Raw genomic sequence first — 14,268 nt, 5'->3', positions numbered from 1 at the left:
TTTCAACCCCGACCGCGAGTACGGCCGCAAGGCCGGAAACTCAATGGAATGGAGAAGTGCCGCAAGTGGCAGCTGAAATGTTCTACGACGACAACGCCGACCTGTCGGTGATCCAGGGCCGCCACGTGGCCGTCCTCGGCTACGGCTCCCAGGGCCACGCCCACGCGCTCTCGCTGCGCGACTCCGGCGTCGACGTCCGGGTCGGTCTGCCGGAGGGCTCGAAGAGCCGGGCCAAGGCCGAGGCCCAGGGCCTGCGGGTGCTCAGCCCGGCCGAGGCGGTCGAGGAGGCCGACGTCATCGTCGTACTCGCGCCGGACCCGGCCCAGCGCAAGCTCTACAAGGAGGCCATCGAGCCGAACCTGGTCGACGGCGACGCGCTCGTCTTCGGTCACGGCTTCAACATCCGGTTCGGCTACATCAAGCCGCCGGCCGGTGTTGACGTCTTCATGGTGGCGCCGAAGGGCCCCGGCCACCTGGTCCGCCGCGAGTACACCGAGGGTCGCGGCGTACCCGTGCTGGTAGCGGTCGAGCAGGACGCGACCGGCAAGGCGTGGGACCTGGCGCTCTCGTACGCGAAGGGCATCGGCGGTCTGCGGGCCGGCGGTATCAAGACCACCTTCACCGAGGAGACCGAGACCGACCTGTTCGGTGAGCAGGCCGTCCTTTGCGGTGGTGTGTCGGCGCTGATCCAGAACGGCTTCGAGGTACTGACCGAGGCCGGCTACCAGCCCGAGGTCGCGTACTTCGAGTGCCTGCACGAGCTCAAGCTCATCGTCGACCTGATCTACGAAGGCGGTATCGCCAAGCAGCGCTGGTCGGTGTCCGACACCGCCGAGTACGGCGACTACGTGTCCGGCCCGCGGATCATCGACGCGTCGGTGAAGCAGCGGATGAAGGAGGTCCTCGGCGACATCACCGACGGCACCTTCGCGGCCCGCTTCATCGCCGACCAGGACGCCGGCGCGCCGGAGTTCGCCGAGTTCCGCAAGAAGAGCCAGGAGCACCCGATCGAGGCCGTCGGCAAGGAGCTGCGCGGCCTGATGGCGTGGGTCAAGTCCCACGACGACGACTACGTCGAGGGCTCGGCCGCCCGCTGACCTGCAGGATCTGAAGGGCCCGGACCGTCCAGGTGGATGGTCCGGGCCCTTTCCTTTGACACAATGTGTGACGGTAATGGTTGTTTCAGGCAGGTGAGTGCGGGGGAGGTGACCGGCGGTGGAGGACGGCAGGAACGGGCTGCCGCGGCCGCCTCGGCGGATCCCCGCGAACGCCGGTTCGCTGACGCAACTGGAGGTTCCCAGCCGGCTCACCGCACCGCAACCGCCGGCCCGGCGGCCGTGGATCTTCGGCCGGATCCTGGCCGGGTTCGTCGTCCTGCTGGTGATCGCCGCGGGCGGCGCCGGCGCGGGCTGGTTCGTCCATCAGCAGCGCCTGGACATCAACACCGACGAAATACTGAAGTCGGCCGGCCCGGCGGTGGTCCGGGTGCTCGCGACGACGTGCGGCTCGACCGGCGAGGCATCCGGCGTACTGATCGACAACGGCCGGGTCCTGACCGCGGCCTCGGCGGTGGCCGACCCGAGGTCGATCGTGATCATCACGCAGGACGGCCGGATCCGGCGGGCCAACCTGCTCGGCACGAGCGCGGACGGCGTCGCCGTACTGCAGTCGATCGGTCAGCCCGGTGCGCCGATGCAGGTCGCCGCGGCCGAGCCCGACCCGAAGGCGCAGCGGGCCCTGATCGGTTACACGGCGGCGGGCAAGCAGACGATCAACGAGGTCGGTTCGACGGCTGACCCGAGGGCCTTGAGCGAGGTCATGAACACGGCCAAGCTCGGCGGCCCGGTCGTCGACAGATCCGGCGGCCTGATCGGGCTCGTCACCGGCGCCACAGTGCAGGCCAGCGCGATCGTCCCGCTCGAGAACCTCCGGGGGTACGCCGCCGTGTCGCCGTCGGGCGTCACCGTCGCGACGGCCGGGAGCTGCGACCAGTCGCGTGGTCCGCAGGCCGCGGTCGTTCCGGCGCTCCAGGTTGCCGGGACGCCGTTGAACGTCGAGGTGCAGCGCTTGTTCGGCAACTACGTCACGCTCGAGAACCAGCAGGACTTCCGCGGGCTGCAGTCGCTGTACTCGGCGCGCTTCGCCGAGGGCATGACCGAGGCGCGGGACCTGCACAACCACCGGACGTCGTACTTCTTCAACACGAAGCTCACCGACGTGGCACCGGACGGCTCGTACGCCCGGATGTCGTACGACATCCTGTTCGCGCCGACCGCGACCGGCGCCGGCGGCCAGAACTGCAACCGGCTCGACGTGCGCTTCCAGCTGGTCCGGGTGAACGGCAAGCTGCTGATCGATCGGACCGTTCCGATGGCGACCCCGGTCAGCTGCGACAGTGACTGACCGTCATCCGGGCCCTCGAACGAGGCCCGGAGCGGACGCGGTACCATCGAGGCAGCGGGCACAGCGCGGTGCTCTGTTCATCATGAGCCCCTACCGCTTCTGCAGGAGATTCCTCCATGACTGACGTAACCCGGCCCGTCGTCCTGATCGCCGAAGAGCTCAGCCCGGCCACCGTCGAGGCCCTCGGCCCCGACTTCGAGATCCGCCACGCGAACGGCGCCGACCGCGCCGAGCTGATCCCGGCCATCGCCGACGTCGACGCCATCCTGATCCGCAGCGCCACCAAGGTGGACGCCGAGGCGCTCGCCGCCGCGAAGAAGCTGAAGGTCGTCGCCCGCGCCGGCGTCGGCCTCGACAACGTGGACGTGAAGGCCGCCACCCAGGCGGGTGTGATGGTCGTCAACGCGCCGACCTCCAACATCACCAGCGCCGCCGAACTCGCCGTCGCCCTGCTGCTCGCCTCCGCGCGGCGAGTCCCGGCCGCGAACGAGTCGCTCAAGAAGGGCGAGTGGAAGCGCAGCAAGTACTCCGGTGTCGAGCTGTTCGAGAAGACCGTCGGCATCGTCGGCCTCGGCAAGATCGGCGTCCTGGTCGCGCAGCGGCTGGCCGCCTTCGGCATGAACGTGATCGCCTACGACCCGTACGTGCAGGCCGGCCGGGCCGCGCAGATGGGCGTCCGGCTCGCCACCCTGGACGAGTTGCTGGCGACCAGTGACTTCATCTCGGTACACCTGCCGAAGACCCCGGAGACCATCGGCCTGATCGGTGACGAGCAGCTGCACAAGGTCAAGCCTGAGGTCATCATCGTGAATGCGGCCCGCGGCGGCATCGTCGACGAGCAGGCGCTCTACAGCGCGCTCAAGGAAGGTCGCGTGGCCGGCGCCGGCCTGGACGTGTTCGCGTCCGAGCCGTGCACGGACTCGCCGCTGTTCGAGTTCGAGAACGTCGTCGTCACCCCGCACCTCGGTGCGTCCACCGACGAGGCGCAGGAGAAGGCCGGGATCGCGGTCGCGAAGTCGGTCCGCCTCGCGCTGTCGGGCGAGCTGGTCCCGGACGCGGTCAACGTCCAGGGCGGCGTGATCGCCGAGGACGTCCGTCCGGGCATCGGCCTGACCGAGAAGCTGGGCCGGATCTTCACCGCGCTGGCCGGTGGTGTCGCGCAGCAGCTCGACGTCGAGGTGCGCGGCGAGATCACGCAGTACGACGTGAAGGTGCTCGAGCTCGCCGCGCTGAAGGGTGTCTTCGCGGATGTCGTCGAGGACAACGTCTCGTACGTGAACGCGCCGCTGCTGGCCGCCGAGCGGGGCCTCGAGGTCCGGCTCGTCACCGACCACGACAGCCCCGAGCACCGCAACCTGATCACGCTGCGCGGCACCCTCGCCGACGGTGTGCAGGTCTCGGTGTCCGGCACGCTGATCGGCGTACGGCAGTCGGAGCGGCTGGTCGAGATCGACGGGTACGACGTCGAGATCGAGCTCGCCGCCCACCTGGCGTTCCTCACCTACGAGGACCGGCCGGGCGCGGTCGGCCAGATCGGCCGCATCCTCGGCGACGCCGACGTGAACATCGCCGGTATGCAGGTCAGCCGCGACCGCAAGGGCGGCAAGGCCCTGGTCGCGCTGTCGGTCGACTCGAAGGTCGCCCCGGCCGTCCTCGACGACATCGCCGCCGCGGTCCAGGCCGACACGGCCCGTACTGTGGACCTCGAAGCCTGATTCAGACGAACGACTGATTTACTGGAGGCGGCCAGCCGCCCGCAGGCGCATGGCGGCCGGCAAGGGCCCGGGCTCAATAGCCCGGGCCCGCTTCACTTCCTAGTGCCTGGTGGCAAGCAGTACGGCGGCGTCGGGGGCGACCATCACCTCGACGGTGGTGAAGCGCTTGTCCATCAGCCATTCCTGGCGGAGCGTGTCGACGCGGCCCTCGTACATCGGCGGCCAGACCGCTGACGGCGTGAAGTCGTCCAGTACGACGAAGCCGCCGGGCTCGACCACGTCCGCGATGATGTCGCGGGCCGAGAGCTTGGCCTCGCGCGCGTCCACGAACAGGAGTGCGAACGGGCCGCGCTCGATCAGCGCGGTCCAGTCCGCGGAGACGACCTCGATCCGCTCGTCGGCGGCGAACAGCTCCGCGACCACCTGCGCGAGTTGCGGATCGCTCTCCGCGGTGACGATGTTCGTCGACTCCCCGGCGCCGCTGCGCAGCCAGGCCGAGCCGACCCCGCAGCCGGTCCCGAGCTCACCGAGCAGGCCGGTCTTGGACGCGGCGAGCGAGGCGAGCAGCCGGCCGGTCTCGTTCCTGGTGGAGCTGACGAATCCGCGGCGGCCGGACAGGCTGAGGGCCGCCGATACCAGCGGCGGCAGTTCTGGAGGAGCACTCACCGGCTGAGAGTTGCACAGGTCTGGTCCAGGACCAGCACCGGGATCTCACATTTCGGGACAAGCTGCCCGCATGGTGGAGAAATAGTCGGATGTGCGAGTAAATTCGTGCGCATCCTGCCGCCCACGACATATTTGGGAGCAGCAGCATGTACGACATGTATCCAGCCAACTGGCCCGCGATCGACGCCCGGGAGCGGAAGGCGGCCCGCCGTCGCCGTACCGCCCGCCCGGCCAGTGACGAGGTCAAGGCTGTCCAAGAGGCCATGAACCGCCGTGACAATGGGGGAGAACCCAAGAAGTGAGTGAGAACAAGAACTTCACGCTGGCCGTCGTTCCCGGAGACGGGATCGGACCCGAGGTCACCACCGAGGCGCTCAAGGTCCTCGACGCGGTAGCCGCGCAGCACGGCGTGACGTTCGAGCGGACCGAGTACGACCTCGGCGCGAAGCGCTGGCACGCCACCGGCGAGACGCTGCCGGACGCCGAGCTGGAGGAGATTCGCAAGCACGACGCGATCCTGCTCGGCGCGGTCGGCGACCCGAGCGTCCCGTCCGGCGTACTCGAGCGCGGTCTGCTGCTCAAGCTCCGCTTCACCCTCGACCACTACGTGAACCTGCGGCCCTCGAAGATCTACCCGTCCGTCGGCTCCCCGCTGGCAGACCCGGGCGAGGTCGACTTCGTCGTCGTCCGCGAGGGCACCGAGGGTCCGTACGTCGGCAACGGCGGCGCGCTCCGGGTCGGCACTCCGGCCGAGATCGCCACCGAGGTGTCGGTCAACACGGCGTACGGCGTCGAGCGGGTCGTCCGGGACGCGTTCGCGCGGGCGCAGGCGCGGCCGCGCAAGAAGCTCACGCTGGTGCACAAGAACAATGTGCTCGTGCACGCCGGCCACCTGTGGAAGCGGACCGTCGACAAGGTCGCGGCCGACTTCCCCGAGATCACCGTCGACTACCTGCACGTGGACGCGGCGACGATCTTCCTGGTCACCGACCCGGCCCGGTTCGACGTGATCGTCACCGACAACCTGTTCGGCGACATCATCACCGACCTGGCGGCCGCGATCAGCGGCGGGATCGGGCTGGCCGCGAGCGGCAACATCAACCCGGACCGGACCGCGCCGAGCATGTTCGAGCCGGTGCACGGCTCCGCGCCGGACATCGCGGGCCAGCAGAAGGCTGACCCGACCGCCGCCATCCTCTCGGCGTCGCTGCTGTGCGAGCACCTCGGCCTGACCGAGGCGGCGCGTGCGATCGAGGCAGCCGTCGAGGCCGATATCGAGGAGCGCACGGGGGTAGCCCGCAGCACCGCCGAGATCGGCGACGCGATCGCCAAGCGCGCGGCGGGCTGACCGGTGACCGCCGGTGAGGCTCCCGCTGCGGCCGGAGCCGATGCTCGCATGACCACTTGGTCGAGAGGTACGGTGCGGCTATGAGCGCCTTAGAGTTCACCGTTGAGCCGAGCACCCATTTGGCCGGCGACGACCAGCGCGCCCAGATCCTGGCGAACCCGGGATTCGGGCAGTACTTCTCCGACCACATGGCGATCGCCACCTGGACGGCCGAGAAGGGCTGGCACGACGCGCGGATCACCGCCTTCGGACCGCTGGAGTTGTCTCCGGCGACCGCGGTGTTCCACTACGCCCAGACCATCTTCGAAGGGATGAAGGCCTACCGGCATCCCGACGACTCGATCCACCTGTTCCGCCCCGAGGCCAACGCGGCCCGGTTCCAGCGGTCCGCGCAGCGCCTCGCGCTTCCCGGGCTGCCGACCGAGGCCTTCCTCGACTCGCTGCACAAGCTGGTCGAGCTCGACAAGGCCTGGGTGCCGGGCGGCGGCGAGACCTCGCTGTACCTGCGCCCGTTCATGTTCGGGTCCGACCCGTTCCTCGGCGTACGGCCGTCCAGCCACGTGACGTACTGCTTGATCGCGTCGCCGGCCGGCTCGTACTTCGCCAAGGGCGTGAAGCCGGTCCGGATCTGGCTGAGCGAGGAGTACACGCGGGCGGCCCCCGGCGGCACCGGCGCGGCGAAGACCGGCGGCAACTACGCCTCCTCGCTGCTCGCGCAGGCCGAGGCGATCGAGGAGGGCTGCGACCAGGTCGCGTTCCTCGACGCGGTCGAGAAGAAGTGGGTCGAAGAGCTCGGCGGGATGAACCTGTACTTCGTCCTCGACGACAACTCCGTCGTCACGCCGGAGCTGTCCGGCACGATCCTCGAGGGCGTCACCCGGGACTCGATCCTGAAGCTGGTCACCGACCTCGGCTACACCGTCACCGAGCGGAAGATCTCGGTCGACGAGTGGCGCGAAGGCGCGGCCTCCGGCAAGGTGCGCGAGGTGTTCGCCTGCGGCACGGCCGCGGTCGTGACCCCGGTCGCCTCGCTGAAGTGGAAGGATGGCGAAACCCAGATCGGCGACGGCAACGGCGGCCCGGTCACCGCAGCCGTCCGCAGCGCCCTCCTCGACGTCCAGTACGGCCGCGTTGCTGACCCGCACGGCTGGATGACCCGCATCTCCTGAACGCAGTCGATCAGTGGCCCGGCGCAATCCGCCGGGCCACTGCTTATTTCATAGGAAGTTCTCAGTCTGGGGCGTGGACCGCTGGTCGCTGTCCGCAGGCCGGGTTGGGTAGGGTCGGGCGGCATGAGCAGCTTCCCGGATGAGGTCGAGGGCTACTACGTCGAGCTGGCCGAGCGTCGCGGATGGTCGGACGAGACGTCGGCGGCGATCCGGGCGACGGTGGAGCTGATCCGGGATCTGGATCGCGGTACGGCGCCGCGGACGTACGGCGCGGTGGTCGACGACCACGGGACCGACTGGCTGTACGAGGCGGTCTGGCACGAGCGGGAGTGGGTCGTGATCCGGCAGCTCGGGTCGGGCGAGGACGGCGAGGTCACCCGGTACTGGTGGCAGCGGCTCGAGGACGACGAGGGCATGCTCACCGACCAGGCGCTCGACCGCGAGGAGTGGGGATTGCGGCCTTTGTCACGCGAAGACTTCTATACAGCCTGGGACGATCCGGGTTGGTCCCTGACGGCATGATCTGTCGGCCTGAACTCCAGTACCTGCCGGAGTACTGAATGTTCGTGATGCGAGACAGTCACGTCATCGTTCGGACATTGTGTGGCAGACTGCGAAACGTCATGAAGAACTACCAGGGCATCATTATCTAGGCGCGCTCAGCAAGCTGTACCTGAGCGCGCAGACCTCTCGCACCTTGCGGGAGGTTTTTTGTTTGCCCAACCCCTCCGTTCCGGAAGGCCGACCCCCATGAGCATCTCGGACGATTTCCACGTCTACGACACGACTCTTCGCGATGGCGCGCAGCAGGAGGGGCTGGCGCTGTCCGTGGCCGACAAGATCGTGATCGCGCAGCACCTGGACGACTTGGGGGTCGGCTTCATCGAGGGTGGATGGCCGGGTGCGGTGCCCAAGGACACCGAGTTCTTCGAGCGGGCCAGGACCGAGCTGCACCTGAAGAACGCGACGTTCGCGGCCTTCGGCGCGACCCGCAAGCCCGACACCGCGGCCGCCGACGACCCGCAGGTCGCCGCGCTGCGCGAGTCCGGCGCCGGCGTCGTCACACTCGTTGCCAAGAGCCACGATGCGCACGTCGAGCGCGCGCTGCGGACGACGCTCGACGAGAACCTGCGGATGGTCGCCGACACCGTGAAGCACCTGCGCGAGCACGGTCAGCGGGTGTTCCTCGACACCGAGCACTTCTTCGACGGGTACCGCGCGAACCGCGCGTATGCGCTGGAGGTCGTACGAGTAGCCGTCGAGGCCGGGGCGGACGTGGTCGCGCTCTGCGACACGAACGGCGGGACCTTGCCGCGGGAGCTGCAGGACGTCGTACGGGATGTCCTTGATTCCACCGGCGCCCGGCTCGGCATCCACTGTCACAACGACGCCGGCTGCGCGGTGGCGAACTCGATCGCCGCCGTCGAGGCCGGCGTCACGCACGTCCAGGGCACGATCAACGGGTACGGCGAACGCACCGGTAACGCCGACCTGCTGGCGATCGTCGCCAACCTCGAACTGAAGCGTGAGCACGAACTGCTGCCGCCGGGGAACCTGGCGGAGTCGTTCCGGATCGCCCACGCGATCGCCGAAGTCACGAACGTGCCGCCGTCGACCCGGCAGCCGTACGTGGGCCTGTCCGCGTTCGCCCACAAGGCGGGCCTGCATGCCAGCGCGATCAAGGTGGACCCAGATCTCTACCAGCACACGGATCCGGCGCTGGTCGGCAACGACATGCGGATGCTGGTCTCGGAGATGGCCGGCCGCGCGAGCGTCGAGCTGAAGGGCCGCGAACTCGGGTTCGACCTCGGCAACGACCGAGATGTCGTCAGCCGGGTGACCGAGCGGGTGAAGGAAATGGAGTCGCGCGGATACACGTTCGAGGCCGCGGACGCGTCGTTCTCGCTGCTGCTGACCGAGGAGGTCACCGGGAAGCGGGCGTCGTTCTTCGACGTCGAGTCATGGCGGGTCATCACCGAGTCGCGCGCCGACGGCGAGGCGGTGTCGGAGTCGACGGTGAAGCTCGTCGCGGGCGGCGAGCGGGAGATCGTCACGGGGGAGGGCAACGGTCCGGTGAACGCGCTGGATCATGCGCTGCGCACTGCGATCGAGCGCGCGTACCCGGTGGTGAACAAGTTCGAGCTGGTCGACTACAAGGTCCGGATCCTCGACTCGGGACATGGCACGGACGCGGTGATCAGAGTCCTGATCGAAACCGCCGACGGCGAGGGCTCATGGGTGACGGTCGGTGTCGGGCACAACATCGTCGAGGCGTCGTGGGAGGCGCTCGTCGACGGGGTCACTTTCGGTCTGCTGCGCCACAAGGAGGTCGTGCGATGAGCCTGCTCGCAGTCGAGCGAACGATGACGGTCTTCACCGCCGAGGTGGTCGAGACGGGCGGGATGCTCGCGCGGATCGCCGTACTGCTGAATCCGTACGACGTGCGCGAGCTCGAGCTGTCGCTGGACCGGGGTTCGTTGCGGATCGTTGTGGAAGGCAATGGGTTCGACGCCGGGCGGGTTGCGGCGCGGCTCGAGAAGGTGATCGGTGTGCTCGAGGTGGCGGTCAGCTGACCGGCGTACCTGCCAGGTAGACGGCTTCTACTGTGAGGTCTGGGCTCAGCAGCACGAGGTCGGCGACGTTGCCGACGGCAAGCGTTCCGCGGTCCTGCCAGCCGTAGTGGCGGGCCGCGTTGCTTGCCACCAGCTGGGTAGCTTGTGGGACTGGTATGCCGAGGACGCGTACGGCGGTTGCCAGCGCATCGGCGAGGACGTGGACCGAGCCGGCGAGCGTGTCGGTGCCGCGTAGGGTGGCGACGCCGTCGCGGACGTGGACGTGTCGGTCGGCGTAGGAGTACTCGCCGTCGCCGAGACCGGTCGCCGCCATCGCGTCGGTGACGAGGATCGTGCGGTCGAGTCCGGCGGTACGGGTCGCGACGGTCAGCGCCTCGGGCGAGAGGTGGATGCCGTCGGCAATCAGCTCACAGGCGATGCGCTCGTCCGTGAGGGCGATGCCGACCGGCCCGGGTTGGCGGTGGGTCATCGCGGGCATCGCGTTGAACAGATGGGTAGCGGTCCGCGCACCGGCGTCGAACGCCCGCCGCGTCCAGGTCCCGTCATCATCGGTATGCCCGACAGCAAACGTGACCTCGCCCCGATACCGCTCAATGAGCTCGATCGCCCCCGGCAGCTCAGGCGCAATCGTCATAGCCATCGCCAACCCACCGGCCGCGCCGATCAGGTCGTCGAACACCTTCTCATCAGGCGCGAGCAACGCATCAGCCGTCTGCGCCCCACGCCGCCGCTGCGACAAGAACGGCCCTTCAAAGTGAATCCCACGGATGTTAGGCGCCTTCGCTGCAACAATCGCCTCCGCAGCCCGAACCATCCGATCCAGCCGCATAGTCGCCACAGACGCAACCAAACTCGTAGTCCCGTGCAGCAAATGACTACGAGCGGCCCGCAGCACATCCTCCGGTTCACCCGAGTACAGCGCCGCCCCGCCACCCCCATGACAATGCGTATCCACAAACCCCGGCAACAACCACCCATTCCCAGCATCTACCAACTGTTGGGCCTCGGGTGGCGCGCCCGGGCCCAGGGCGACTATTCGGCCGTGCTCGACTTGGAGCCAGCCATCGACTGGCTCCGGCGTGCAGAGGTGGGCATTGTGGAAGGTGGTCACGGGGCTAGGAGGCGGCTTGCGGCGGCTTCGGCGCAGACTCGGGCGCTGCCGAAGGTTTGGAGCCAGCCGGCGAAACCGGAGTAGTCCACGCCGGGGACGCCCATGTCTACGACGATCATGTCCGGGTGCTGGGTCTGCAGTTCGCCGATCAGCTTCTCCTGCCAGTCGAAGCGATGAGCGCCACGGACCAGCAGGATCACCTGGCTGTCGGCGCCGTACTCCGAGCGGAACTCACCCACCCCGGCCCGCGCCATCCCCGGACCGTTGTACGTCTGTCCCGACAACCCGATGCTCTCGACAACCTTCCCGGCGTCGCGCAGCAACTGCTCGACACCCCAACCAGAGGACCCAGCAGCGGGGGAGTGCGTCGGCTCCAAGCGAATGATCAGTACGGCGTCACTCCGCACCCGCGGATCCCCGTGCGTCACGACAACCTGCTCGGCCAACCGCGAGCCCAGCCCGTTGTCCCGCTCCGCCACATCCGCCTTGGCCCGCGTCCCCAACCGAGCGAGCCGCTCGTTCGCGCTCTCCAACCGCTCCAACGGCAGCCGCCCGCTCTCAACAGCCTCAACCAGAGCAGCAGCCGCCACATCCACATCGTCCAGGAACGCCCACGACCCCAGACACAGCGCATCGGCTCCAGCCTCGATCGCCCGTACGGCGGCCTCCGGCAGCGGCGCCACGTCAGCGATCCCGTACATCTCGAGCGCGTCGGTGATCACCACCCCGTCGTACCCGAGCTCCCCACGCAGGATGTCCGTCAACAGCACCTTGCTGATCGTCGCCGGTACGTCGTCCACCTGCGGCACCAGGTCGTGCGACACCATGATGCTGTCGACGCCGGCCTCGATCGCCGCCCGGAACGGATCGAGGTAGCTCGCGAGCAACTCCTCCCGCGAAACGTCGACCAGCGGCGTCGCGAGATGCGCATCGGTCCCGCTCATCCCATGCCCCGGGTAGTGCTTCGCGCACGCGCTGACCCCAGCTGCCTGCATCCCCGACACCCAAGCCGCGGTGTGCCGGCTGACCAGCTCACGATCCGACCCGAAGCAGCGAATCCCGTTCGGGCTCAGCGGATTGACCGCCGTATCGACCGCGGGCGCCAGATCCCAGTCGACGCCGGCTTCAACCAGCGAGAGCCCGATCTGGTACGCCGCCTGGCGCGTCACCTCGACGTCGTTCAGCTCACCCAACGCACGGTTGCCGGGCATCGAGAAGCCGCCGAGATTCGCCAGCCGACTGACATCGCCGCCCTCCTCATCGATCGAGAGAAGCACGTGGTCGCGCAGACCGTGCAGCTGTGCCGCAAGATTCTGGAACTGCGGCCCGTCGACGATGTCCTTGCCGAAGATCACGAACCCGCCGAGGCCGGCCTCGATCCGCGCCGGCACCCAGTTCGGCACCTTCGGCCGGCCGAGCGCGGGGAACAGCACACCGTGGGCGAGCCGATTGAGCTCTGAAGTCACAACATCCTCCATGCGAATCAGATGGGAGATTCAGCCTTTGACCGCGCCGGCCGTCATCCCGCCGACCAGCCGGCGCTGGATCAGCAGGAAGACGATCAGCACCGGGAGCGAGAAGATCGCCGACGCCGCGATCGTGGCGCCGTTGTCGATACCGTCGGAGGTCTGGAACGAGACCAGCCAGACCGGAAGCGTGTAGTTGTTCTGCGACTTCAGGAACACGTAGGCGAACAGGTAGTCGTCCCACGCGCTGATGAAGGCGAAGATCGAGGTCGCCACAATGCCCGGCGCGAGCAGCGGGAGCTGGATGTGCCAGAACGCGCCGAACCGGCCGCAGCCGTCGACCATCGCGGCTTCCTCCAGCTCCAGCGGGATCCCGGCGACGAAGCCGCGCAGCGTCCAGATCGTGAAGGGCAGGACGAACGTCATATAGGTGATGATCAGCCCGGGCACGAAGTCGATCGCGCCGACCGACCGCAGCATCAGGTACAGCGGGATGACCATCGCCGAGCCGGGCACCATCTGGACCAGCACCAGCCCGACGAGGAACGCCCGCCGGCCGATGAACCGGAACCGCGCCAGCGCGATCGAGGCGCCCAAGGCAACGACCAGCGCGATCAGCACGGTAGACACCGAGACCAGCAACGAGTTGCGCACGTAGTGCAGGAACGGCCCATGCGTGAGCGCCGTACGGAAGTTGTCGAGGCTCAACGGCCACGGGAAGAACTCGGGCGTCGCCGACAGGATCTTGCCGGGCTGCTTCAGCGCGGTCGCGAACATCCAGTAGACCGGGAAGATCACTACCAGCGAGACGAGTACGGCGATGGCGTTGGGAGCCCGCTTCCGCCTCATGCCACAGCCTCGTCCTGCGCGAACAAGCGCCGTACATACAGCACGGACAGTACGGCGAGCAGCAGCACCGTGATGATCGCGATCGCCGCGCCGCCGCTGTAGTCGTTGCGAGTGAACGCTTCGAGGTACGAGTAGACGCCGAGCGTCGTCGTACCGTCGTCGGGACCGCCCTGCGTCAGCACCCAGATCGGCGTGAACGAGTTGACCGACCAGATCACCTCGAGCAGCACGAGTACGGCGAGCACCGGCGCGAGGATCGGCATCGTGACGTTTCGAGCCACGTTCCACCGCCCGGCGCCGTCCAGCGCGGCCGCTTCGTACAGGTCACCCGGGATCTGGCCCATCGCGGCGTACAGCGTGAGCGCCACGAACGGCAGACCTTTCCAGACGATGAGCGCGATGATCAGGAACAACGCCTGACTCGGCGACGAGAACCAGTCGTGTGCCGAGAAGTCGCCGAACACCTTGAGCTGCGTGATCACCCAGTTCAGTACGCCGTACTGCGGCTCGAACAGCCACCGCCAGATCATCGTGGCCGACACCATCGGCATCGCCCAGACGAGCACCAGGCAGACCGACAGCATCACCCGCGCCCACGCCGACACCTGCATCAGCAGGGATGCCAGCAGGAAGCCGATCACCATCAGCCCGCTCACGCAGGCGAGGCTGACGATCAGGGTGCGCAGCAGCGTGAACCAGAAGTCGCTGTCGCCGAGCACCCGGGTGAAGTTGTCGAGCCCGACGAACGGCGCCTCGCCGGTGAACAGCGACCGCGGCCCGAAGTCCTGCAGCGACAGCCAGATCAGCCGCACGATCGGATACCCGAGCACGGCCGCGAACGCGATCAGTGCGGGCCCGATCAAGCCGTACGGCGTGAACCGTGCCAGCCGATTCCCGCGCACCGCCTGATGGGTGCGCGGCGGCGTTACCGGTGTGGTCTCCGGTGCCTGGGTGAGCGAGGTCATCGG

General features: G+C 68.3%; 14 protein-coding genes. 9 read left to right on the top strand and 5 right to left on the bottom strand.

Features of this window, described 5'->3' with window-relative positions:
• The first annotated feature begins 77 nt into the window (after window positions 1-77).
• The 3 genes from ilvC (at window position 78) to serA (ending at window position 4,118) form a co-directional block, all read left to right on the top strand.
• Window positions 78-1,097 (top strand): ketol-acid reductoisomerase, encoded by a 1,020-nt coding sequence (ilvC, locus tag ACQPYH_RS31065; RefSeq protein WP_329006056.1) that lies wholly within the window; start codon window positions 78-80, stop codon window positions 1,095-1,097.
• Window positions 1,098-1,215: 118 nt separating this feature from the next.
• On the top strand, window positions 1,216-2,403 hold the full coding sequence (locus tag ACQPYH_RS31060; protein ID WP_432878498.1) for a S1 family peptidase: 1,188 nt from the start codon (window positions 1,216-1,218) through the stop codon (window positions 2,401-2,403).
• 116 nt (window positions 2,404-2,519) lie between these two features.
• Window positions 2,520-4,118: a phosphoglycerate dehydrogenase gene (gene serA, locus ACQPYH_RS31055; protein ID WP_432878495.1), complete on the top strand. Its 1,599-nt coding sequence runs from the start codon at window positions 2,520-2,522 to the stop codon at window positions 4,116-4,118.
• 99 nt (window positions 4,119-4,217) lie between these two features.
• Here serA and ACQPYH_RS31050 read toward each other — a convergent pair whose 3' ends face one another.
• Entirely contained in the window at window positions 4,218-4,784 is a 567-nt protein-coding gene (locus ACQPYH_RS31050; protein WP_130449012.1) for an O-methyltransferase, read from the bottom strand.
• Between the two features lie 146 nt (window positions 4,785-4,930).
• Here ACQPYH_RS31050 and ACQPYH_RS31045 point away from each other — a divergent pair, with 146 nt between their 5' ends.
• The 6 genes from ACQPYH_RS31045 (at window position 4,931) to ACQPYH_RS31020 (ending at window position 9,874) form a co-directional block, all read left to right on the top strand.
• Entirely contained in the window at window positions 4,931-5,086 is a 156-nt protein-coding gene (locus ACQPYH_RS31045; protein ID WP_198682109.1) for a hypothetical protein, read from the top strand.
• Window positions 5,083-6,132 (top strand): 3-isopropylmalate dehydrogenase, encoded by a 1,050-nt coding sequence (locus tag ACQPYH_RS31040; protein ID WP_432878491.1) that lies wholly within the window; start codon window positions 5,083-5,085, stop codon window positions 6,130-6,132. Before ACQPYH_RS31045 ends, ACQPYH_RS31040 begins: the two co-directional genes overlap by 4 nt.
• An 80-nt stretch (window positions 6,133-6,212) precedes the next feature.
• A complete protein-coding gene (locus ACQPYH_RS31035) occupies window positions 6,213-7,301 on the top strand; it encodes a branched-chain amino acid aminotransferase (protein ID WP_432878488.1) in 1,089 nt (362 codons plus the stop codon).
• Between the two features lie 123 nt (window positions 7,302-7,424).
• Window positions 7,425-7,823, top strand: a complete 399-nt coding sequence (locus tag ACQPYH_RS31030; protein WP_432878485.1) for a hypothetical protein — start codon at window positions 7,425-7,427, stop codon at window positions 7,821-7,823.
• A gap of 228 nt (window positions 7,824-8,051) precedes the next feature.
• Window positions 8,052-9,641 (top strand): citramalate synthase, encoded by a 1,590-nt coding sequence (gene cimA / locus ACQPYH_RS31025; protein WP_432878482.1) that lies wholly within the window; start codon window positions 8,052-8,054, stop codon window positions 9,639-9,641.
• A complete protein-coding gene (locus tag ACQPYH_RS31020; RefSeq protein ID WP_130449022.1) occupies window positions 9,638-9,874 on the top strand; it encodes a hypothetical protein in 237 nt (78 codons plus the stop codon). The genes cimA and ACQPYH_RS31020 overlap by 4 nt, the downstream gene beginning before the upstream one ends.
• Here ACQPYH_RS31020 and ACQPYH_RS31015 read toward each other — a convergent pair.
• From ACQPYH_RS31015 to ACQPYH_RS31000, 4 genes are all read right to left on the bottom strand, one after another.
• Window positions 9,867-10,829 (bottom strand): N-acetylglucosamine-6-phosphate deacetylase, encoded by a 963-nt coding sequence (locus tag ACQPYH_RS31015; RefSeq protein WP_432878479.1) that lies wholly within the window; start codon window positions 10,827-10,829, stop codon window positions 9,867-9,869. The genes ACQPYH_RS31020 and ACQPYH_RS31015 overlap by 8 nt on opposite strands.
• A 152-nt stretch (window positions 10,830-10,981) precedes the next feature.
• Window positions 10,982-12,451: a glycoside hydrolase family 3 protein gene (locus ACQPYH_RS31010; RefSeq protein WP_432878477.1), complete on the bottom strand. Its 1,470-nt coding sequence runs from the start codon at window positions 12,449-12,451 to the stop codon at window positions 10,982-10,984.
• A 30-nt stretch (window positions 12,452-12,481) separates the two neighbouring features.
• Window positions 12,482-13,300: a carbohydrate ABC transporter permease gene (locus tag ACQPYH_RS31005; protein WP_432878475.1), complete on the bottom strand. Its 819-nt coding sequence runs from the start codon at window positions 13,298-13,300 to the stop codon at window positions 12,482-12,484.
• Window positions 13,297-14,265: a carbohydrate ABC transporter permease gene (locus tag ACQPYH_RS31000; protein ID WP_432878472.1), complete on the bottom strand. Its 969-nt coding sequence runs from the start codon at window positions 14,263-14,265 to the stop codon at window positions 13,297-13,299. Before ACQPYH_RS31000 ends, ACQPYH_RS31005 begins: the two co-directional genes overlap by 4 nt.
• Window positions 14,266-14,268: the final 3 nt, after the last annotated feature.

The organism is Kribbella sp. CA-245084 (genome assembly GCF_050942355.1).
Classification (GTDB): Bacteria; Actinomycetota; Actinomycetes; order Propionibacteriales; family Kribbellaceae; genus Kribbella.
This window is presented reverse-complemented; position numbering and strand designations above follow the sequence as displayed.